The sequence below is a fragment of the Calditerrivibrio sp. genome (assembly GCA_026415135.1).
In the GTDB taxonomy this organism is placed as follows: domain Bacteria; phylum Chrysiogenota; class Deferribacteres; order Deferribacterales; family Calditerrivibrionaceae; genus Calditerrivibrio.
Map to the genome: position 1 here is coordinate 12,629 of JAOAHS010000027.1, position 18,953 is coordinate 31,581.

Here is an 18,953-nt window from a genome sequence, read left to right on the forward strand (position 1 = left end):
TCCTATACTTTATTATAATCCGATTTTCAATATATATTCCAGGTTAACCCTCAGCTATCCTTTTCATCACTTAAAAAATAGAGAATAAGGGAGATCAATATACCTGCAATACAGATAAAGAAAGTAGCTTTGTATGCCTCTATGGGGTATTTTCCATTCTGTTTTCCATAGAAATCTAAAACCATACCCATCACATGCTGGAAAACAGCAGCACCAAAAATTGCAAAAAAGTTTATCCAACTCATAACTGTACCAGCTTGGCTTAACGGAAAGCGCTCCTTTGCATGGGAATATCCTATAATCCCCGCTGACCCAAAAAATCCATATATAAAGAACAGTAAATAAAGGGTTAGTTTAGCTGTAGAATCATTAGTCTTTGTTAGCAACACAAGAATGAGCATAAATATCGAAAGCCCTGCGATGACAACCCATTTCCTTGATCTGAAAACTTTATCGGATATATAACCCATAAAAGGCCCACCAAATATAAAACCTATGGCTATCATACTGATTATTTTACCAGCCTCTGTCTTGGTCAACCCAAACACATCCATAAGAAATGGTCCACCCCATAACCCCTGAATACCCACAAAGGTACCAAACCAAAAGAACTGCATTATAGCAACAATCCAAAAATTCTTATTTCTCAAAATTAAAAGAAAACCTTTCTTCTCACTGGACTGTTCTGATCTGGGTAGTTCTTTATCTTCAACAAACTTCCATATTAAAATAGCCGAAATGAGTGTGACAAAAGTAATGAGAACAAACGAATTTCTCCAGCCAATGGAATTACTTAGTATGGCAAGGGGTACAGTTGCTGTTAATGCACCTATATTCCCTATGGCCATAGAGAATGCAGACATCGTCCCAAACTGATCCCTTGAAAACCATATAGATAAAAATTTCAATGTAGCCATATAAGCACACGATACACCCAAACCGATCAATGCTCTACCGATTACGGCATACATATAAGTAGGAGACAGCGCAAACATCAACGAACCGACTATGGTAAAAATACTGAAAAATACCACCGTCCTTCTTGGGCCATATTTATCGAGTATGGGCCCCAAAGGGAACTGGGCAGCGGCAAACGTATAAAAATAAAATCCACTCAAAAGTCCAAGAGCCTCTGCCGTAATGGCAAAATCTCTCATCAGATCGGGAGAGATAACAGCAGTGGAGACCCTATAAAAATATGAAAGATAATACATGGATATAATCACAAAAAACATGAAAAATCGATTTTTCATAACCTTCTAATCCAATTGTACCAGACTTATACTATCCCCTATCCCTATCAGATTCCAATTGTTCTATCTTGTGCTGTAAGTTTTTAATCTTTTTATTTAGGCTAAAGAAATATGCCCCCAGCAGAACCCATATAACGGTATACGCAGCAAAAAGAAACTCTAAATTTTTCATATACACTCCTAAATATTAATGGGTTAATGAATTTATTTTTCTGGTAAGTAGACTTAGCTTAACCCTTTTTATAAGCATACTAATATAAAGAAACGTAAAAGCCACTACTGAAACAATAAGAGCAGTTTTCATGTCAGGATGAAGTCCACCACCACCTTCCTGTAAAACATTTGGATGTATTGTTCTCCACCACCGTATGGATAAAAAAACAATAGGTACATCTATAAAGCCTATAATCCCTAAAGCGGCAGAAAACTTTGCCCTTTTATCCTCCTCATCCACAAATTTTCTCAACATTATATAACCCACATATATAAACCAGAGTATCAATGTGGTAGTAAGCCTCGGATCCCAAGTCCACCAAGTCCCCCACGCCGGCTTGGCCCATATAGGACCCGTGATGAGGACAATAGTACAAAAAATCACGCCTATCTCTGCAGAGGACTCTGCTATATCATCATAAAGGTAATTGTTTGTAACAAGTAAAATAATACTACAAACAAATGTCACAAAAAAAGCAAAAAAAGCTATCCAGGCTGAAGAAACATGGAAATAAAATATCCTTTGGATAACCCCCATAATCGCTTCCATGGGAGCATAGATAAAAGCAAAATAAAGCGCCACAATAATAGAAACAACCGCTAAGACATCAATACTTTTAACAATCTTTTCCATAACTATTCCTCTATGACAAAATCGAAAATTACATATATTACCAATGTAAATATTATATCAAAACCACCCAATAGTTGCAACCATTTATATGAGTCGCTTATATCATCACCCTTAATAAAGATATTCATAGCCTGTATCGATGCCAAAATCACGGGAATAATTATAGGCAAAAGCAAGATGGGAAGCATAACCTCTCTTGTTTTTGATTTCACAGAGATTATAGAAAAAAGTGTCCCCAAAACTGCAAACCCATACGTCCCTAAAAGCAACGTCACAACACTCATCCCAAAGTTATTCCAAATAGGCACATCATAAAATATAACAAAAACAGGTATTGTTATAATTTCCATGATTACAAGAAACAAAAAGTTCGAAAAGGCTTTCCCGAAAAAGATGGCACTCTTGTCCACAGGAGCAAGTAGCAGAGCGTTTAGATTACCACCTGTTACCTCATTCATCATAGATTTGTTTAGACCAAGAATCCCTGAAAAGATAATAGCCATCCATAATATCCCAGCAGAGATATCTATTTTGTATTCAGCGCCTGGCTCAAAAATAAAACTAAAGACCACCACCACCAAAAGGGCAAACACCAGCATAGAATTTATGACCTCTTTGGTGCGGATTTCGTGCAAAAGATCCTTTTCAATGATATGGAAGATGGTACTAAAATACTTTTTCATTTAAGATACCATTGAAATATATATATCTTCAAATTCATACTCATTTATCTCCTCTTTCTCCTTAAAGAAGGGGATCAAACCGTTTTTAAGTATTGCAACCTTTGTCGAAAGGCTGAAACCTTTTGATAGGTTGTGGGTTACCATGATTATTGTCTTTTTGTTTGAAAAAAGCTCTTTGAGTATCTTAGTAAGTATATTCGAAGCATGTTGATCCAACCCTGTATAGGGTTCATCTAAGAATATAATATCCGGGTTGTGTATCAACGCCCTGGCAATGGATAGCCTCTGGAGCATCCCCCGTGAAAAATTTCTTACCAGATCATCTTTTCTATGGTAAAGCTCCACAAGTTCTAATATCTCTTTTATTCTAAAGGGTAGATTTGAAACTCCATAGAGTCTACCGTAAAACCTTAGGTTGTCATAAGCAGAAAGGTTTTCATACAAAAAGGGCTGATGGGAGATAACACCAAACTTGCTCCTAAAATCATCTTCCAACTCCGATATCTCTTTACCCTCATAATAAATCTTACCACCTGTTGCTCTGGACTGAGCAGATAGTAGCTTGAGCAAAGTGGATTTCCCGGCTCCATTTGGTCCAAATATGGATAAAAAATCCCCATGCTGTAAGGAAAAAGAGACCCCTTTCAAGGCCTCATTTTCTCCATATTTTTTTTTAAGATTCTCTACCGTAAGTAGATTATTGTTCACTCTTTCTTCCGTACACACCATGTAGGGCCGAAAGAACCATAATGGCACATCCAATCCATATCCAGACCACAAATGGCTCCCAAACAACCTGCAGCCCTATCACCTGATCATTCATAGAGTAAGAGGCAAGGATAATGTACAGATCTCCAGAGGCCTTTGTATAAATACCCACCTCCGCAAAAGCCTCTTGATTATTATTATAGAATCTCCTCTCGGGCAACATCGTAACCAGATATTTATCACTTTGATATACTCTTGTGGGTGTCATGACGGACACATAGTTCTGTCTTTCTTCAATCTTAAAATCCCCAACATGAAGCGTATATGGGCCAAACTGAATAACCTCACCAGGTTTTACCACCTTTTCCACCTCATATCTATAAAAAGAGGACATAATAACAGCAAAAGCAATGATTACAAGCCCAAGATGTGTCCCCATTGCTCCGTAAAAGCGTCTGTGTTTGAAAATCGCTTTTATACCATTTAATCTAATGTTCTTAAATATTTGAATAACAATCGTCCAGAAGGAGAAGAATGTAAACAACAGCAACAAAATTGGCACAACCTTTCTATATCCCATCAAGTAAATAACGATAGCACATATCAATGCCAATATGAAAGAAGGAGCAATAATTTTCGCAACCTCTTTTAGATTAGATTCCGAATAGGGCATCAAAGGTGCAATGCCACTTAATATAAGGATCATCATAAAAAAAGGTGTAGAGACCATATTATAATAAGGTATCCCAACAGTGTATTTGGATGCAAAAAGCTGCGTAAATATCGGTAACGTTGTCCCAAAGAAAATAACAAACATAAGCCCAAAAAATACCCAGTTTGAAAAATAGAAAAGTCCCTCTTTGGATATGAGGTTTATTTCAGAGGACTCATCTATAGAATTCTTGCTTTTCCATAGATAGTAAGCAAAAACAGCAGTAGTAAAAACTATAAAGAATACGAAAAAACCACCCAGCGATGATTTACCAAAGCTATGAACCGAATCGATCACACCACTTCTTGTAAGAAACGTACCAAAGATACATAGCTCAAAACTTATCCAGGCAAGTACATATGTCCACAGCTTCAGCTTATTTCTCCTCTCATACATGATAGAGGAGTGGATGTAACCTGTAGCTGTGATCCAGGGCAACAAGGAAGCGTTTTCCACTGGATCCCATGCCCAATAACCACCCCATCCCAACTCCACATACGCCCACTGTCCCCCTAACACTATACCAATAGTAAGAAACACCCAGCTTATAATTGTCCAGCCTCTAACATCCTTTACCCAACCTGATCCAACATTGTTAGAAACAAGGGAAGCAAAACCATGGGCAAAAGGGATGGTAAGACCCACAAAGCCCAAATAGAGGGTAGGAGGGTGGTAAAGCATACCGGGGTTTTGGAGCAACGGGTTCATACCATTACCATCAGGGACAACAAAGTCTAACATCTTAAAAGGATTTGTGACAAAGTTGGTAAGTATTAGGAAGAATGTTGTGGTTACAGCTACTACCAGTAAGACGGATGATCTATAAATTTCAGAACGACTCTTCAACCGTACTATCTCAAAAATACCAGCCAAAGCAACAAGCCATCCCCAAAACATGAGAGAACCCGCCTGACCTGCCCAAAAAGCACTGATTTTATATATAAGGGGTAGGCTTCGATCGGTATACTGGGCTACGTACTCAATACTGAAATCGCTTTGGGCAAGCGCTAATACCAGAACCAAGGAAGACAGGGTAAGAAGTACAGCACAAGCAACAAAAGAGTACTTTGCATACTTCTCATATTGTACTTTTTGTTCTTTTATATTTAAAAAATAGAATACTATTGCAGATATACCTGCTATAAAACTAAAAAACTGTAACAAAAAACCTACATTACCCATGAATAACTCCTATTTTTTACTCTTTTGATCCACTTCTGCTTCGTACTTTGACGGACATTTTGCAAGTAGTGTTTTAGCAGTAAATGTATTTGTACTCTTATCATACTTGCCCTCTACAATAACCTGGACATCCTCTTTAAAGGCATCAGGGATAATACCGTTGTATACCACGTTCATCTTTGCACCAGTTTTGTCTGTCATCACAAACTCAAGGTGTTTATTTATCTCATCTTTTTTAACCGTACCATTTAATACATCCCCGCTGATTCGAATACCTTTCTTGGTAAATCTATCAGGATCTTTTTGTAGCTCATGAACCTCGATATAATAGATCGTATTTTGCTGAAATCCTGAAATCATAATAAAAACTATAGCAACGAAAATCAATAAACCCACAACTACAACCATCTTCTTCTTTTTCATACTAAAACAGACCTCACTTGTAAGACTTTGTCCCACATTGTCTAACAGACTTATACCAAAATGTCAACCAACCATGACTGATATTTTTAGACATATTTTAAAAACAAAAGTTCATTAAAATATAATCAAGATATTTTCTTTATCTCTTTATAGATCTTTTTCCCGTCCCACCTTATTCTAAGTCCAGGTATTCGATCCCGCAAATAATCCTCCATAAGTTCTATAAGAATCATTATAGTATCATCGAATGGTACCCCTACAAACCTCGTAGCCAAACATGATTCAGTATAAAAAGGCATATCCTTAAGGGGGGTTTCTTTAATACCTACTATTACATCCTTTTTACCAAGACCATTTTCTAATAAAGGTGACCTTACGCCAAACTCCTCCAGCGCCTTTCTACCTGGTCTAACCTCATTAAGATCATCCACATTAGAACCATCAAATATCACATCAAAGCAATTCTCCTCTTTATACGATCTCAAAAATTTGAGAAGACTCCTCTTACAATAATAGCATCTATCCTCATCATTTCTAAAAAATCTCTCATCCATCTCCACATCTGCTCCCACCCATTTAACCGCTAACAAATCAGCTATTTTTTTTGATCTTTCAACTTCATAACTAAACACATGCTTATTTGTCATCGTAAAGGCCAATACATTCTCTTGCCCGAGATATTTTGCAGCAAGGTAGAGTACATAACTACTGTCGGCACCACCACTTAAAGCAACGATAGCTCTTTTAAAACTACTAAAATACCCTTTCAATGAAACCTCCACCTAATAGGATATCATCTTTATATACAGCTGCCATTTGGCCTGGCGCAGGAAATGGTTGGATTGTATCAAAAAGGAGATGAGCCTTATTATCCGGCAAAATCTCAACAAGTGCTTTAGCATCCTTCATTTTATACCTAAGTCTAGCACTCGCATAAAAAAGCTTTTTGGGCTCTCCAAACCAATTACAATCCTTCAGCCCAACAGCTCGTCCACCATCTCTGTTGTTATCTGTTAGATATATTGTATTGGATTCGGGATCGATCTTTTTCACATAAAGGGGCAGATGATACCCTATACCTAAACCCCTTCTCTGACCTACAGTATAAAACTCTATCCCCTCGTGTTTACCAATAACTTGACCATTATAAACGAAATCACCTACTTTTATCTTTGCTTTATCTATCATACGCCTTAAATATGCCCGGTAATCACCACCTTCAAGGAAACAAACCTCCTGACTATCCTTTTTCTCCGCCACAGAAAGACCTATCTCTTTTGCTAAAAGCCTCACCTGCTCCTTTGTGTAGTTACCGAGTGGGAATATAAGTCTATCTGTCAGTTCTGGCCTGATCAAGGCTAAATAATAGGATTGATCCTTCTTGGTATCCTTACCTTTCTGTATGAATTTTTGACCAGCGACATCAGCCACTCTTGCATAATGCCCAGTGGCTATAAAATCGGCATCATGTTTTTGAAGCTCATTGAAAAGAAAATAAAACTTTGCATTTCTATTACAATAAGCGCATGGATTTGGAGTAAAACCTTTCCTATAGCTATTTATAAAATAGGATACTACAGTTTCATTAAACTCAAGGGATTTATCCAAACACTCCCACTTTATCCCAAAGGAACCGGCCACCTTTTCTGCATCTAAAAGGTATTTTTCCTGCCCCTGAAACATCTTAAAGGTAACCCCAATAACTTCAAAACCCTGACTTTTCAACAGATAAACACTAAGAGAAGAATCCACCCCACCACTCATAGCCAAAACAACCCTTTTCAAGTCCACCTCCAGAACCTTTTTACTATCTATTATTACTTGTGATAAAATTTTACAACAACTATTTTACATTGAAATTTACAAAAAAAAATATTAGCCTGATACATGACCACATATCATACTATCATAAAAGAGCTCCTTACAAACATAAAGTCAATACCAGCAAGGGTTATCTTTGAAAACTATATAAGATCAAATAACTTACATTCCTCCGCAAGAAAAACAATTTCAGATCTTTTTTTCGATGCTGTAAGATATTACGGTGCTTTCCAATCAAAGGATATCTCTTATTTAAATAAGTTAAAAAATGAACTAACGGATAAAGATCTCAAACCAACAGACTTCGAAGATCTTTTCGGATTAGATAAGTATGTTGCAGAAGAGGTAATGAGATCTCTACCAAATCTCAATACATACAAATTCTTTCTATCCAGAGCACCTCTAACCATAAGAGTCAACCCCCAAAAAACCACAAGGGAACAACTCATGGTGAAATTAATGAGGTACAAACCTCTACCCACAAAACTCTCTCCTTTTGGAATTATCTTAGAGGAGAGAACAAATGTAAGGCAACTAAATGAGTTTAAAAAGGGTATGTTTGAATTACAGGATGAAGGTAGCCAACTCATTTACAACCTTATGACACCAAAACCTGGTGAAAAGGTACTGGATCTCTGTGCAGGTACAGGTGGTAAGTCTCTGATGCTTCAATCTTGCACCTACAACACTTTATATTTGGATGCCTACGACATATCCTCAAAAAGATTAGCTGTACTAAAGAAAAGAGCCGACATTGCTGGTGTCAAGGTTAATCCTATAAAAGCACCGAAAGAAAGAAGTTACGACAAGGTACTTATAGATGCCCCCTGTTCCGGTAGCGGTGTCTTAAGAAGGGATGTGGATAACTTATTAAGGCTCAATGGAGACATCCTATCTCAGCTAATCAATATCCAAAGAAACCTTCTGGAACAGTCAATCACCCTCGTAAAAAACAATGGATTGATATTCTACGTAACATGTAGCTTTCTAAAATGTGAAAACGAAGAAAATATAGAATATATAATTAATAAGCATAAAGAAAAAATATCATTGATCCCAGCGGAAGATATTTTAGAACCACATATCACAAAATCTTTGGATCTAAGCTTCTATCTCAAAACATTCCCAAACAGCATAGGGATGGACGGTTTTTTCGGTGCAGTGTTGAGGGTAAAAAAATAGGGCTCATGAATGAGCCCCAACACTCTATTTCCCTTTCCCACCACCAGGACCACCTTTACCACCACCAGATCCGGCTCCACTACCACCACTGGAACCGCTACTCCCAGAACTTCCACCACTTCCAGATCCAGCACTACCACCAGAGGTGGCAGAACCACCTTTACCTGAGCTAACAGACATATTTTTACCCATATCTGCCCCTTTTAAACCAGCCTGAAAACCGTTCTGCATCTGTTTGGCAACACTGTTTGCATTTTCAGACTTTATCATATTTCTAAAGATATGCCTGATTTCAGCTAATTCAGTATGGGTATAGCCCTTCTGTAATGCAACCATCATGGATCTTTCGATCTCAGCTGACTCCACCTTTGCCCTTGCCATATCCTTCATAAAGTCACTGACCTCTGCAGCAAGATTAGCTTCACTTCTTAGTCGCATCTGAGTCATAACAGTTTCAACATTTCTACTCTGCATCCCAGCAGCAAGGGTATCGGCGATATTATTCATTATCCTTTGTTGTAATTTTTCCTCCTTTGTAACCCTTTCTGCAATCTGTTTTGCAAAACTATACCTATTTATCACATTACTCACAGCAACTTCCAGTTGGGCACTATTTACCTTTTTTGCAAGTCCCTCCATCACTTTTTCAGCAACAGGATCAGTAGGTAAGCCACTTTGATATGCTTCCCTCAGTTTGTTAAGGATCATCACCTGGGTCTCTACTCGCACCTGGTTCTGAATCATGGCGTTGTACATATTGAGCATAGCCTGATTCTTTAGGCCCAATGAGATGTTGAGATTCAGTTGCTCCTTCACCTCAGCAGGAGCACTGTTTAACACATCATTAACAGTTACTTCTGCATAAGACATGGCTGCTATAAATACTATTACTACAATTGACATTATCCTTCTCATACATTCCTCCTGTTTGTTTAACTATAAAACAGCATCCAGAAGAAAAAGGTTACATCTCAAAGATACAGTTATAGTTACCAAAGTCATCAAACTCCACCAATGGACACTCTATTTTGATCACACCGGCACCATCTGTAAAAAAATATTTAAAACCATAGGTTTTCTTAAGTTCAAAATAATATCTACTACCATTTTTCGCCATTTTATGGGGGACAAACCCATCAAGGCTGTAATGGAAATATGTCTGATTATCATATTTAAGTGAAAATATCACCTTTTCACCTTTTATCTCAATATCATGCGCGGCACAACCCACAAGAAAGATAACAAAAATCATCAGCGCCCTTTCAAACATACCTACACCTCCAAAACAGAGTTTACATTACCAAAATCGTCTTTTTCGATAAAAGAAGCTGTGGGATCAGCAATAATCCTACCGTCTGCAATAAATGAATACCTATGCTCCCCTTTTGGCAATCTTAGCGTAATCTCCCAATAATTTGAACCTCCTACCCTTTTCATGGGTACAGGGTCCCAATTGGTGAACGTGCCAAAGATCTCGATACGTTTGGCATGCTCATCATATAGTACAAACCTGTACTCCTTTTCCATTTGCACCTCTACGGTATCCTTGTTTACAGTGTTTAATAGAGTACTAACCAAAAACAACAAGCCCAATAAAAGCACAGCAGCCATTAACCAATTGTGATACCGTTTTGGAGAGGGTACCTTTACCTCTGGAGTTTTTATCTGCTCAAGTTTAGATCTAACGAGCATCTCACTATCGATCATCTCCAGTGTATCCCGATAGAAAGCATCATCTCCTCTAACACTTACGACAAACTCCCTCTTTTCCACGAGGGAAAGCTCATCATCTATAAACTGACTAATAAGTACCTCCTTCATTGTTACCTCCCTTTTATGATCTCCTGTATCTTTTTTCTTGCTCTAAATACCCTCACCTTTATACTGGATATGGATAGCCCTGTAACATAACTTATCTCATCATACTTCATACCATCAACAACACTCATAAGGAAAAGCTGTCTGTCCTCTTCATCTATAAAGCTTAATACTTTATCTATCTCCAAACTTAAATCGTTATCAGGGTTAAATTCTATGACAACTTCAGAATGATCTACATTGTTCTTTGTTCTGTTGTACTCATCTATGAATATGTTCTTACCTATTCTATAAAGAAGTGGTACCGAAAAACTGTTGCTATAATGCTTAAAGATCTTCAAATATGCTTCCTGAAAGATATCATCCGCAAGGTCACTGTCGTGGGTCAATGAAAGTAGGTATTGATAAAAGCCCTTTTTGGTTTTTTCGTAAAACTGAATGAAATTATCCATATCTTTAACAAAGGGTGGTTTTCACCACCCTAAAAGGTTATTTTTTGTTTAACGCACCAAAGCCGGTTCCATCTTTTGGTTGTGATTGAGTGCCATCACCATACCCTTTTCCGGAGCCATCCAGTGCCCTGTCACCTGTCTTGTTACCATTTTGGGTGGAGCTACCAGCATAGCTATTCATCGAACCGCTTTTACCACTCATACCGGATTTACCATTACTGGCACCCCTTGCAAAAAGGTCTACACTTGTTACAACCACCATCAAAGCCACCAAAAGAGCTATCCCTTTTTTCATATCCACTACCTCCTGGGTTATTTACACCAATAAAACGGCTGGATAACAAGAAAGGTTACAATATACTAAGAAGATTTGATAAAAAAGTGATAAAAAGCTACGGCAGCTGATTGGGAGGCATTAAGGGAATCTATCTTTGCCCTCATTGGGATTTTAAAAATAATATCCGATTTTTTTAAAATATTCTTTCTTACCCCATCCCCCTCATTACCTATAATGATACCAAATGGTATATTAGGTACGATCTCCTCAAGGGTTATATCCCCAGAAATATCCGCTGCATATATCCAATAACCATGCTCTTTGAGGTACTCGATTGCCCTACCGATATTTACCACTTCACAAAAAGAGCAATGCACCACAGCCCCAGCACTACTCTTCACCACAACAGGGGTAATAGGTGACTGGTTATCCTTAGCAAACATAAAACTGTTGATACCAAAACAGTGACCAGCTCTGATGATAGCTCCAAAATTATGGGGATCCTGAATATGATCAAGGATACAAATAGGCAGCCCCCTTGATGCAATATGCTCTATATCCACCAGCTCTATATCAAATTCAAAAGCATAACCTTGTGCATCTTTTCCAAAACGATCCCTATGTTTTTGGTGATCGAGCTCTTCAAAAGGTATCCCATTTCCCTGTAAAAGCTGCTTGACCTTATCATCCTTTCTGATGTAAGCTTTTTTGATCTTTTTTGCGTTTAATGCTTCATAAAATGGGTTTTTCCCATAAAATATCATTTATCACACTCTGATACAACACATAGATCAACAGATGCCTTTATCCAACCTGTCTTGTTTTTATAGGACACCTTAACCCAATCCGATTCCCGTGATATAATTATCAGTTTTGTTCCTTTTGGTATAACTATATCAAAAGGGGCATTGATATCCGGAGTTTTTCTCAGCTTAAGATTTGCCTTGAGGGTTACACATTCCTTTTTATCAGCCTTATCCTCCACCTTTACTACCTTTTCCTCTTTAATAGGCTCTGATTGTTGAATCGGCTTTGCTATCTGCTTTTCTGGTTCGGTTTTATTTTCTTGAATAATACTTAACTCGCTAACTCTTTTAGCTTCTTTATTGCTGAGTAACATCACTGTTATACCGGCAAATACAACAATCAACATAACAGCCATAACATAGGGTTTAATGGTGTTCTTTTTGCTTTTGTTTTCCTTTATAATACTTGCAGACTTTATTATCGAATGCACATCCTTAATAGTAATCTTACCCCTTATACCAAAGGAATTAAGCAGCTCAGCTATCTTTGCAATGCGATCAGGGATACCTTCAGTGTATTTATACACTATAGTATATTCATCCACACCAAAATCTGAAATATCCAGATTGTTTATTTGACAAACATATCTAAAGTATTCGATGGTCTCCAATTTGGAAAAAGGGTTTAGATAGGCTATCGCCTGATTATTATATTTGAAATAATTTGTGGACCACTCCCTTAAAAGGGGAAAATCGATGTTATTAGTCACAAATATAATTGAAACCACTTTATTCTCATTGTACTCAAAGTCAAAAAGTTTGCTGATATCTCCCACTATATCCTCTGTTACCCCTGAGATATCATCTATGGCAACTATCAGCTTTTGACCATCGGCTAAGAGATCTGCACCATATTGGGCAATTGCCTTAAGCATATCAAACTTGTTACCATCAGGGGCAACACCCATCTGTTTTAAAACAGATCTTAAAAAAGTTTCGCTATTTTCACAAAAATGATCTACGACAATCAGCTTTATACCTTGGACAAACTTGTCGAGATGTTTAATAAAACGGGTCTTTCCTGCCCCAGATTCACCAGTAAGGCATATAAGGGAAACATTATCTTTAATATACTTACCTATAAGCTCATAACACTCTTTTCTACTGTCAGATAGAAAATAATCATTCAGCTTTTCCATATCATGTTAATTTATATCAAAAAATTATGATAATCAATATAAATTTAACTCTAAAGCCACTTTTTTAGGATATCATTGATTTTATATAAAAAAGTTTTTATTATATCTATATGCAGAGAATAGGAGAAGTAATAAGTTTAGAAGTTTTCAACGAAAATGTAAACACCCTTGTCCTTATAATCAAACATTGGAAAAGAATTATGGGGGATTTTATAGGGGAAAATTCATTACCTATAAAACTTACAGATGGAAAACTAACGGTAATTGTCCCGGATAATATCTGGATGATGGAATTTACAATGATGAAACAGGATTTTGTTCAGAGGTTAGCTGATTTTGGATACGGTGGTGTGAAAGATATCAAATTTGTTGTAAAAAAATTCTCCCCGATAAAAGAGGAACCTTTCACACCCAAACCTGTTACTGATGATATGCTAAGAATGGTTAAGGAATGTTCAAAACCTATAAAAGATGAGAATCTTAAGGGAAGTTTTGAAAAAGCTTTTTTAAGCTGGCTTAGATCATTGTGATTTAGATTTACTTCTCTTTTTTGAGCTTTTCAATTTTCTTTTTTGTTCCGCAAGGTCTTTTCTTTCATTTGCAATCTGTTCTTTACGGAACTTCATCTCTTTCTTAAGGAACTCCAGTTCATCATTTTTTGTTTTATTACAAGTACGGATCTCTTTTTTATTTTTTGCTCTGTTGATACACTCATTGGCATTATTCATGATGGTTGTTTTACGGTTATTCTCTTCTATATGAAGATTTTTTTCTATCTCCACAAGCTCTTTTTCCCTGTTTAGTATTTTTAGCAATTTCTCATCCTCAGCATGAGAAAGAGTGAAAGAAACAATAACAAAGAACAACAATATCACAATCCTCATCGTTCCCTCCAACACTCTTTTAGTATATAATACCAGATGATGAGCAAATTTCAACAACTATCTTTTACCATAGTTTTTCTCTATCCAGCGCTTATATTCACCTGATTTAACATGTGATACCCAGTCAGTATTGTTGAGATACCAATCTACCGTTTTACTTAACCCCTCTTCAAAGTCAACGCTTTGCCTCCAACCCAGTTCCCTTTTTATCTTATCACAGTTTATCGCATATCTACGATCATGGCCCGGCCTATCTTTAACAAAGGTAATCAATCTTTTGTAATAATCCCTGGGTTTACCAGTCTTTGTAGCTACTATTTCACATAATCGATGAACGAGATCTATATTTGTCCATTCGTTTTCACCGCCGATATTGTATGTCTCCCCTACGCTACCATCAGTAACAATTTTCCATACAGCACTACAATGATCCTCCACATAAAGCCAGTCCCTGACATTCTTGCCATCCCCATACACCGGTAAAGGTTTTTCATCGAGCATATTCAGTATCATGAGAGGGATCAACTTCTCCGGAAAATGATATGGACCATAATTATTTGAGCAGTTTGAAATGGTGATAGGTAAACCATATGTATGAAAAAATGCCCTCACCAGATGATCCGATGCAGCTTTTGAAGCTGAATAGGGGCTTCTGGGATCATAGGGTGTAGTTTCATAAAAATAGCCCGTCTCCCCTAAGCTACCATAAACCTCATCAGTAGAGATATGATGAAACCTTATAAACTTATTTGGAGAGTCAACCCACCTTTTCTTCGCCACATCAAGGAGAACAAAGGTACCATGCACATTTGTCCTAACAAACTCCTCTGGCCCTAAAATCGACCTATCCACATGACTTTCCGCAGCAAAATGAACAACAATATTTATTTTATACTTTTCAAATATATGTTCCACTTTTTGTCTATCGCATATATCACCATGTTCAAAAAAGTAGCTTGTACCCCCATAGGTCTCAGCTATATCTTTCAAGTTCATAAGGTTACCAGCGTATGTGAGAAGATCTAAATTTACTACCACCCCTTTAAACCCAACTTTTTCAAACAGATATCTGATAAAGTTACTACCAATAAAACCTGCTCCACCCGTAACTAACATTCTGTAGTCTTCAAAACTCATATTAACTCCTTCAAATACCTTTCTAACGCATCCCTCCAGTGGGGTAGTCTTTTAAAGCCTTTTTCATCTAATATTCTTTTAGAAAGTTTAGAGTTTTTAGGTCTATTAGCCTTTGCTATATATTCATTGGAACTTATTGGTACTACCCTCACATTTCTGTTGGCTAACTTAAAGATCTCCGATGCAAATTCATACCAACTACAAAAACCTTCATTTGTGGCGTGATAAATACCATACCTATCAGTCTGTATCATCTCACAGATCAAAATAGCCAGATCTGCAGTATAGGTGGGAGATCCTATCTGATCTGCGACAACCCTTATCTCATTTTTTGTTTCTGCTAATTTTAACATCGTTTTTACAAAATTATGCCCATTTAATCCAAATACCCATGATGTCCTGATGATAAAATACTTTTCAAGAATATCCCTTACTATCTTCTCCCCTTCTGCTTTAGTAAAACCATAATAGTTTATAGGAGAAGTTGGATCGTGGACTTCAAAGGGGCTTTCCCCTTGCCCATCAAAAACATAATCAGTACTTATATAACACAATGTGGCATCAATCCTTTTACAAACTTCTGCAATATACCTGGTCCCATTAACATTTACATTATAACATATATCTTTTTCATCTTCAGCTTTATCTACAGCGGTATAGGCCGAACAATGTACCACCAGATCTGGGTTAACCCCTTTTATGAAATCTTCAGTTTGTTGCTTATCAGTGATATCAAACTCATCTACATCCACACCAATGACCTCGATACCCAATTCTTTTAATCTCTTTACCACATCATAACCCAATTGCCCCTTAACTCCTGTAACGAGAACCTTTATGGTAAAGTTCAGATCGCTATCTCTAAGAAAAGGTGCATTTTTATCTTTATCAGATAAAATGGGATCCTTTGTACCCCACTGAACATTGATCTCCGGGTCATCGTACCTTATAGTTCTGTCATATTCTTTAGAATAGTATTCATCCACTTTATACTGTATCTCCACATTATCCGTCAACGCAACAAAGCCATGCCCAAACCCTTTGGGGATGAATATCTGTCTTCTGTTTTCATCGCTTAACTCCACCGAAATCCATTGCTTGTATGTATTTGATCCTTTTCTAAGATCCACAACGACATCAAGGATTCTTCCCCTTATACACCTTACCAACTTCGACTGGGCTTTTGGATTGTTTTGAAAATGTATCCCTCGTAATACACCCTTGTGGGCAGAAAAAGAGTGGTTATCCTGAACAAAATCTACAGCAATACCATGTTGTAAAAACCGCTCTTTATTATAACTTTCTGTGAACCAACCCCTATTATCACCATAATACTCAGTCTCTATGATTTTAACGCCTCTTAACTTCGTATCTAAAACTTTCATCTACTAATACCTAATTCTACCTTCAGCCACTTTCTTGAGGTGCTCACCATAGGGTGACTTGCCATACCTATTAGCAGACTCCAACAAAACAGCTTTATCTATCCACCCCTGATGATACGCTATCTCCTCCAGAGCAGCGATCTTGATCCCCTGCCGTTTCTCAATGACCCTGACAAATTCTGAAGCCTCCACAAGGGAATCCACAGTGCCAGTATCCAGCCAAGCATACCCCCGTCCAAGCAACCTAACATCCAAAGAACCATCTTCCAAATAAAGCCTGTTAAGATCTGTAATCTCAAATTCACCCCTTGCAGAAGGCTTCACCATTTTTGCAAACTCCACAACCCTATTATCATAAAAATAAAGCCCGGTAATGCAATAGTTTGACTTTGGATTTTTCGGTTTTTCCTCCACAGAGATGACCCTACCATCCCCATCAAACTCCACGACTCCAAACCTCTCAGGATCATTTACATAGTAGCCAAAAATCGTAGCCCTACCTTTGTCGCTGTTTTTAGCTGCCTCTTTGAGATGATTTGTAAGCCCACTTCCATAAAAGATATTATCTCCTAATATCATAGCACAATTTGAGTCACCTATAAACTCCTCACCTATCAAAAAGGCTTGGGCCAGTCCATCTGGGGAGGGTTGTACAGCATAGGATAACTTAATACCAAACTGCTCACCACTGCCCAAAAGTCTTTCGAAATTCCCTATATCATGGGGTGTAGATATTATAAGTATATCCCTAATCCCTGCCAACATCAGTACAGACAAAGGGTAATAAATCATTGGTTTATCATACACAGGCAAAAGCTGTTTACTGGTAACCATCGTAATGGGGTATAATCTCGTCCCACTACCACCAGCAAGGATGATACCTTTCATATATCCACCTTTTTAATTAATAGGCCCCTTCTTTTTTTAAAACTGTTTTAACAGTTTTAAAGAGTATTACAATATCAAGCCAGAGAGACCAATTCATAACATACCATGAGTCCAACCAAACTCTAAACTCATAGCTTGTATCACTTCTTCCACTAACCTGCCAAAGACCAGTAATGCCCGGGGGCACCATATAATAATATTCCGCTTTATCTTTATAGTACCTTTCTAGCTCCTCCTCTGTTACTGGCCTTGGACCCACCAAGCTCATCTCCCCTTTTAAAACATTAAATATTTGAGGCAGTTCATCAAGACTCGTCTTTCTGAGAAACTTCCCAATTTTAGTAACTCTCGGGTCATTTTTTAGCTTATAAGATGTTTCCCACTCTTTTTTCAACTCTTCATCTTGCTCTAATAACTTATTCAATCTCTCTTTTGCATCTATATACATAGTCCTAAATTTTAATACAGGTACCCTCGAACCATTTTTACCAATTCTTATATGTTTGTAAAATACAGGACCTCTTGAGTCTATCTTTATTAAAATAGCTATCAAAACAATTATCACAAGTAGAATTGGCAACAGTATCAAGGATAATATTATATCGAAAAGTCTTTTAATTAACAAGTTTGTAATAAACTTTAGATTGTTTTTTAGCTTTAACATGAAGATAGCTTGTTCCAATAAAAAAACAATTTCGGAGTTTTTAACAGGAATTTGCTTAAAATTTGGTACTAAAATCAGATTGTTGATTTTATTGTGAAGCTTGTATAAAAGCTGTTGATCATCATGTAAGTTCTCTTCCATCAAAAAAACTGTATCCACCTTATTCTTACTAAGGTATTCAATTGCCTCCAGCTTTTTGCCTAATACAGATATTTTTGTATTATCTATAGTTATATGTTCTTTTGGCAAACTATCAGTAAACAAACCATGTATGTCATAACACAAATAATCATGACGAAAAAGAGCATAAGATAAATTTATCAAATCATTCCCATTACCAACTATTATTGCAGGGATCTTAAAGAATTTAAACCTTGAAAAGATTTTTTTCATCAGAAGATGAACCACCGGGAATAAAAATAATGAATAGAACCACATAAATAAAAGAATCGCCCTCGAAAACTCATTTACTTTCTTTGTTAAGGATAAAATAGTAAAAATCAACAATACCCAGATTGTAACTATTTTTGAAATTTTTTTAGCTTCTTCCCAAAAAGGGATCACTCTGAAATATAAACCCTCAAACAGCATTAATAAAACCATCAAACTCAATATAACCCAATAAATTGACAACAGAAAATTAAAGTCCGTCTGTAAGGTAGGTAATACTCCAACTATACCCAAGATTTTTC

General features: G+C 37.0%; 23 protein-coding genes. 2 read left to right on the forward strand and 21 right to left on the reverse strand.

Features of this window, described 5'->3' with window-relative positions; all coding sequences use genetic code 11:
- Nucleotides 1-50: 50 nt before the first annotated feature.
- From N3C60_04870 to mnmA, 9 genes are all read right to left on the reverse strand, one after another.
- Nucleotides 51-1,253, reverse strand: coding sequence for an MFS transporter (locus N3C60_04870; GenBank protein ID MCX8084235.1), 1,203 nt, complete (start codon nucleotides 1,251-1,253; stop codon nucleotides 51-53).
- Nucleotides 1,254-1,284: 31 nt separating this feature from the next.
- Nucleotides 1,285-1,425 (reverse strand): CcmD family protein, encoded by a 141-nt coding sequence (locus tag N3C60_04875; protein ID MCX8084236.1) that lies wholly within the window; start codon nucleotides 1,423-1,425, stop codon nucleotides 1,285-1,287.
- Nucleotides 1,426-1,440: 15 nt separating this feature from the next.
- Complete coding sequence (gene ccsA, locus N3C60_04880) at nucleotides 1,441-2,100, reverse strand: cytochrome c biogenesis protein CcsA (GenBank protein ID MCX8084237.1); 660 nt, start codon at nucleotides 2,098-2,100, stop codon at nucleotides 1,441-1,443.
- Between the two features lie 2 nt (nucleotides 2,101-2,102).
- Nucleotides 2,103-2,783: a heme exporter protein CcmB gene (locus N3C60_04885; GenBank protein ID MCX8084238.1), complete on the reverse strand. Its 681-nt coding sequence runs from the start codon at nucleotides 2,781-2,783 to the stop codon at nucleotides 2,103-2,105.
- Nucleotides 2,784-3,491: an ABC transporter ATP-binding protein gene (locus N3C60_04890; protein MCX8084239.1), complete on the reverse strand. Its 708-nt coding sequence runs from the start codon at nucleotides 3,489-3,491 to the stop codon at nucleotides 2,784-2,786. It abuts the gene before it with no gap.
- Nucleotides 3,481-5,385 carry a cytochrome c biogenesis protein CcsA gene (gene ccsA / locus N3C60_04895; GenBank protein ID MCX8084240.1) on the reverse strand — a complete coding sequence of 635 codons (1,905 nt, stop codon included), beginning with the start codon at nucleotides 5,383-5,385 and terminating at the stop codon, nucleotides 3,481-3,483. Before ccsA (N3C60_04895) ends, N3C60_04890 begins: the two co-directional genes overlap by 11 nt.
- Before the next feature lie 9 nt (nucleotides 5,386-5,394).
- Nucleotides 5,395-5,808: a cytochrome c maturation protein CcmE gene (locus tag N3C60_04900; GenBank protein ID MCX8084241.1), complete on the reverse strand. Its 414-nt coding sequence runs from the start codon at nucleotides 5,806-5,808 to the stop codon at nucleotides 5,395-5,397.
- A gap of 125 nt (nucleotides 5,809-5,933) precedes the next feature.
- The gene (locus N3C60_04905; GenBank protein MCX8084242.1) at nucleotides 5,934-6,578 is read right to left on the reverse strand and encodes a 7-cyano-7-deazaguanine synthase; all 645 of its coding nucleotides are present in this window, start codon (nucleotides 6,576-6,578) and stop codon (nucleotides 5,934-5,936) included.
- Entirely contained in the window at nucleotides 6,562-7,605 is a 1,044-nt protein-coding gene (gene mnmA, locus N3C60_04910; GenBank protein MCX8084243.1) for a tRNA 2-thiouridine(34) synthase MnmA, read from the reverse strand. The genes N3C60_04905 and mnmA overlap by 17 nt, the downstream gene beginning before the upstream one ends.
- A 90-nt stretch (nucleotides 7,606-7,695) precedes the next feature.
- Here mnmA and N3C60_04915 point away from each other — a divergent pair, with 90 nt between their 5' ends.
- On the forward strand, nucleotides 7,696-8,811 hold the full coding sequence (locus N3C60_04915) for an RsmB/NOP family class I SAM-dependent RNA methyltransferase (protein MCX8084244.1): 1,116 nt from the start codon (nucleotides 7,696-7,698) through the stop codon (nucleotides 8,809-8,811).
- Between the two features lie 24 nt (nucleotides 8,812-8,835).
- Here N3C60_04915 and N3C60_04920 read toward each other — a convergent pair whose 3' ends face one another.
- The 7 genes from N3C60_04920 to N3C60_04950 all read right to left on the reverse strand — a co-directional run bounded on the left by N3C60_04920 (nucleotide 8,836) and on the right by N3C60_04950 (nucleotide 13,303).
- On the reverse strand, nucleotides 8,836-9,726 hold the full coding sequence (locus tag N3C60_04920) for a hypothetical protein (protein MCX8084245.1): 891 nt from the start codon (nucleotides 9,724-9,726) through the stop codon (nucleotides 8,836-8,838).
- A gap of 49 nt (nucleotides 9,727-9,775) precedes the next feature.
- Nucleotides 9,776-10,081 (reverse strand): hypothetical protein, encoded by a 306-nt coding sequence (locus N3C60_04925; GenBank protein ID MCX8084246.1) that lies wholly within the window; start codon nucleotides 10,079-10,081, stop codon nucleotides 9,776-9,778.
- A gap of 2 nt (nucleotides 10,082-10,083) precedes the next feature.
- The gene (locus tag N3C60_04930) at nucleotides 10,084-10,632 is read right to left on the reverse strand and encodes a glycogen-binding domain-containing protein (protein MCX8084247.1); all 549 of its coding nucleotides are present in this window, start codon (nucleotides 10,630-10,632) and stop codon (nucleotides 10,084-10,086) included.
- Between the two features lie 2 nt (nucleotides 10,633-10,634).
- Nucleotides 10,635-11,081: an RNA polymerase sigma factor gene (locus N3C60_04935; GenBank protein ID MCX8084248.1), complete on the reverse strand. Its 447-nt coding sequence runs from the start codon at nucleotides 11,079-11,081 to the stop codon at nucleotides 10,635-10,637.
- A gap of 37 nt (nucleotides 11,082-11,118) precedes the next feature.
- A complete protein-coding gene (locus tag N3C60_04940) occupies nucleotides 11,119-11,376 on the reverse strand; it encodes a hypothetical protein (protein ID MCX8084249.1) in 258 nt (85 codons plus the stop codon).
- Between the two features lie 65 nt (nucleotides 11,377-11,441).
- Nucleotides 11,442-12,122 carry a 23S rRNA (guanosine(2251)-2'-O)-methyltransferase RlmB gene (gene rlmB / locus N3C60_04945; protein MCX8084250.1) on the reverse strand — a complete coding sequence of 227 codons (681 nt, stop codon included), beginning with the start codon at nucleotides 12,120-12,122 and terminating at the stop codon, nucleotides 11,442-11,444.
- The gene (locus N3C60_04950) at nucleotides 12,119-13,303 is read right to left on the reverse strand and encodes an ATP-binding protein (GenBank protein ID MCX8084251.1); all 1,185 of its coding nucleotides are present in this window, start codon (nucleotides 13,301-13,303) and stop codon (nucleotides 12,119-12,121) included. Before N3C60_04950 ends, rlmB begins: the two co-directional genes overlap by 4 nt.
- Nucleotides 13,304-13,413: 110 nt before the next feature.
- Here N3C60_04950 and N3C60_04955 point away from each other — a divergent pair, with 110 nt between their 5' ends.
- Entirely contained in the window at nucleotides 13,414-13,833 is a 420-nt protein-coding gene (locus N3C60_04955) for a DUF721 domain-containing protein (protein MCX8084252.1), read from the forward strand.
- Here the strand turns inward: N3C60_04955 and N3C60_04960 are convergent.
- Genes N3C60_04960 through wbaP form a run of 5 tightly spaced genes read right to left on the reverse strand, consistent with a single transcriptional unit; the run spans nucleotide 13,825 to nucleotide 18,945 of the window.
- A complete protein-coding gene (locus N3C60_04960) occupies nucleotides 13,825-14,187 on the reverse strand; it encodes a hypothetical protein (GenBank protein ID MCX8084253.1) in 363 nt (120 codons plus the stop codon). The genes N3C60_04955 and N3C60_04960 overlap by 9 nt on opposite strands.
- 57 nt (nucleotides 14,188-14,244) lie before the next feature.
- Entirely contained in the window at nucleotides 14,245-15,324 is a 1,080-nt protein-coding gene (rfbB, locus tag N3C60_04965) for a dTDP-glucose 4,6-dehydratase (protein ID MCX8084254.1), read from the reverse strand.
- Complete coding sequence (gene rfbD / locus N3C60_04970) at nucleotides 15,321-16,709, reverse strand: dTDP-4-dehydrorhamnose reductase (protein MCX8084255.1); 1,389 nt, start codon at nucleotides 16,707-16,709, stop codon at nucleotides 15,321-15,323. The genes rfbB and rfbD overlap by 4 nt, the downstream gene beginning before the upstream one ends.
- A gap of 3 nt (nucleotides 16,710-16,712) precedes the next feature.
- The gene (gene rfbA, locus N3C60_04975) at nucleotides 16,713-17,597 is read right to left on the reverse strand and encodes a glucose-1-phosphate thymidylyltransferase RfbA (GenBank protein MCX8084256.1); all 885 of its coding nucleotides are present in this window, start codon (nucleotides 17,595-17,597) and stop codon (nucleotides 16,713-16,715) included.
- Between the two features lie 16 nt (nucleotides 17,598-17,613).
- Nucleotides 17,614-18,945, reverse strand: a complete 1,332-nt coding sequence (gene wbaP, locus N3C60_04980) for an undecaprenyl-phosphate galactose phosphotransferase WbaP (GenBank protein ID MCX8084257.1) — start codon at nucleotides 18,943-18,945, stop codon at nucleotides 17,614-17,616.
- Nucleotides 18,946-18,953: the final 8 nt, after the last annotated feature.

Excerpts from the sequence above, each read along its gene's own strand:
- N3C60_04870 (MCX8084235.1), bottom strand. The coding sequence starts at position 1,253 with ATGAAAAATCGATTTTTCATGTTTTTTGTGATTATATCCATGTATTAT.
- N3C60_04875 (MCX8084236.1), bottom strand. The coding sequence starts at position 1,425 with ATGAAAAATTTAGAGTTTCTTTTTGCTGCGTATACCGTTATATGGGTT.
- ccsA (MCX8084237.1), bottom strand. The coding sequence starts at position 2,100 with ATGGAAAAGATTGTTAAAAGTATTGATGTCTTAGCGGTTGTTTCTATT.
- N3C60_04885 (MCX8084238.1), bottom strand. The coding sequence starts at position 2,783 with ATGAAAAAGTATTTTAGTACCATCTTCCATATCATTGAAAAGGATCTT.
- ccsA (MCX8084240.1), bottom strand. The coding sequence starts at position 5,385 with ATGGGTAATGTAGGTTTTTTGTTACAGTTTTTTAGTTTTATAGCAGGT.
- N3C60_04900 (MCX8084241.1), bottom strand. The coding sequence starts at position 5,808 with ATGAAAAAGAAGAAGATGGTTGTAGTTGTGGGTTTATTGATTTTCGTT.
- N3C60_04915 (MCX8084244.1), top strand. The coding sequence starts at position 7,696 with ATGACCACATATCATACTATCATAAAAGAGCTCCTTACAAACATAAAG.
- N3C60_04920 (MCX8084245.1), bottom strand. The coding sequence starts at position 9,726 with ATGAGAAGGATAATGTCAATTGTAGTAATAGTATTTATAGCAGCCATG.
- N3C60_04925 (MCX8084246.1), bottom strand. The coding sequence starts at position 10,081 with ATGTTTGAAAGGGCGCTGATGATTTTTGTTATCTTTCTTGTGGGTTGT.
- N3C60_04930 (MCX8084247.1), bottom strand. The coding sequence starts at position 10,632 with ATGAAGGAGGTACTTATTAGTCAGTTTATAGATGATGAGCTTTCCCTC.
- N3C60_04935 (MCX8084248.1), bottom strand. The coding sequence starts at position 11,081 with ATGGATAATTTCATTCAGTTTTACGAAAAAACCAAAAAGGGCTTTTAT.
- N3C60_04940 (MCX8084249.1), bottom strand. The coding sequence starts at position 11,376 with ATGAAAAAAGGGATAGCTCTTTTGGTGGCTTTGATGGTGGTTGTAACA.
- rlmB (MCX8084250.1), bottom strand. The coding sequence starts at position 12,122 with ATGATATTTTATGGGAAAAACCCATTTTATGAAGCATTAAACGCAAAA.
- N3C60_04950 (MCX8084251.1), bottom strand. The coding sequence starts at position 13,303 with ATGGAAAAGCTGAATGATTATTTTCTATCTGACAGTAGAAAAGAGTGT.
- N3C60_04955 (MCX8084252.1), top strand. The coding sequence starts at position 13,414 with ATGCAGAGAATAGGAGAAGTAATAAGTTTAGAAGTTTTCAACGAAAAT.
- N3C60_04960 (MCX8084253.1), bottom strand. The coding sequence starts at position 14,187 with ATGAGGATTGTGATATTGTTGTTCTTTGTTATTGTTTCTTTCACTCTT.
- rfbB (MCX8084254.1), bottom strand. The coding sequence starts at position 15,324 with ATGAGTTTTGAAGACTACAGAATGTTAGTTACGGGTGGAGCAGGTTTT.
- rfbD (MCX8084255.1), bottom strand. The coding sequence starts at position 16,709 with ATGAAAGTTTTAGATACGAAGTTAAGAGGCGTTAAAATCATAGAGACT.
- rfbA (MCX8084256.1), bottom strand. The coding sequence starts at position 17,597 with ATGAAAGGTATCATCCTTGCTGGTGGTAGTGGGACGAGATTATACCCC.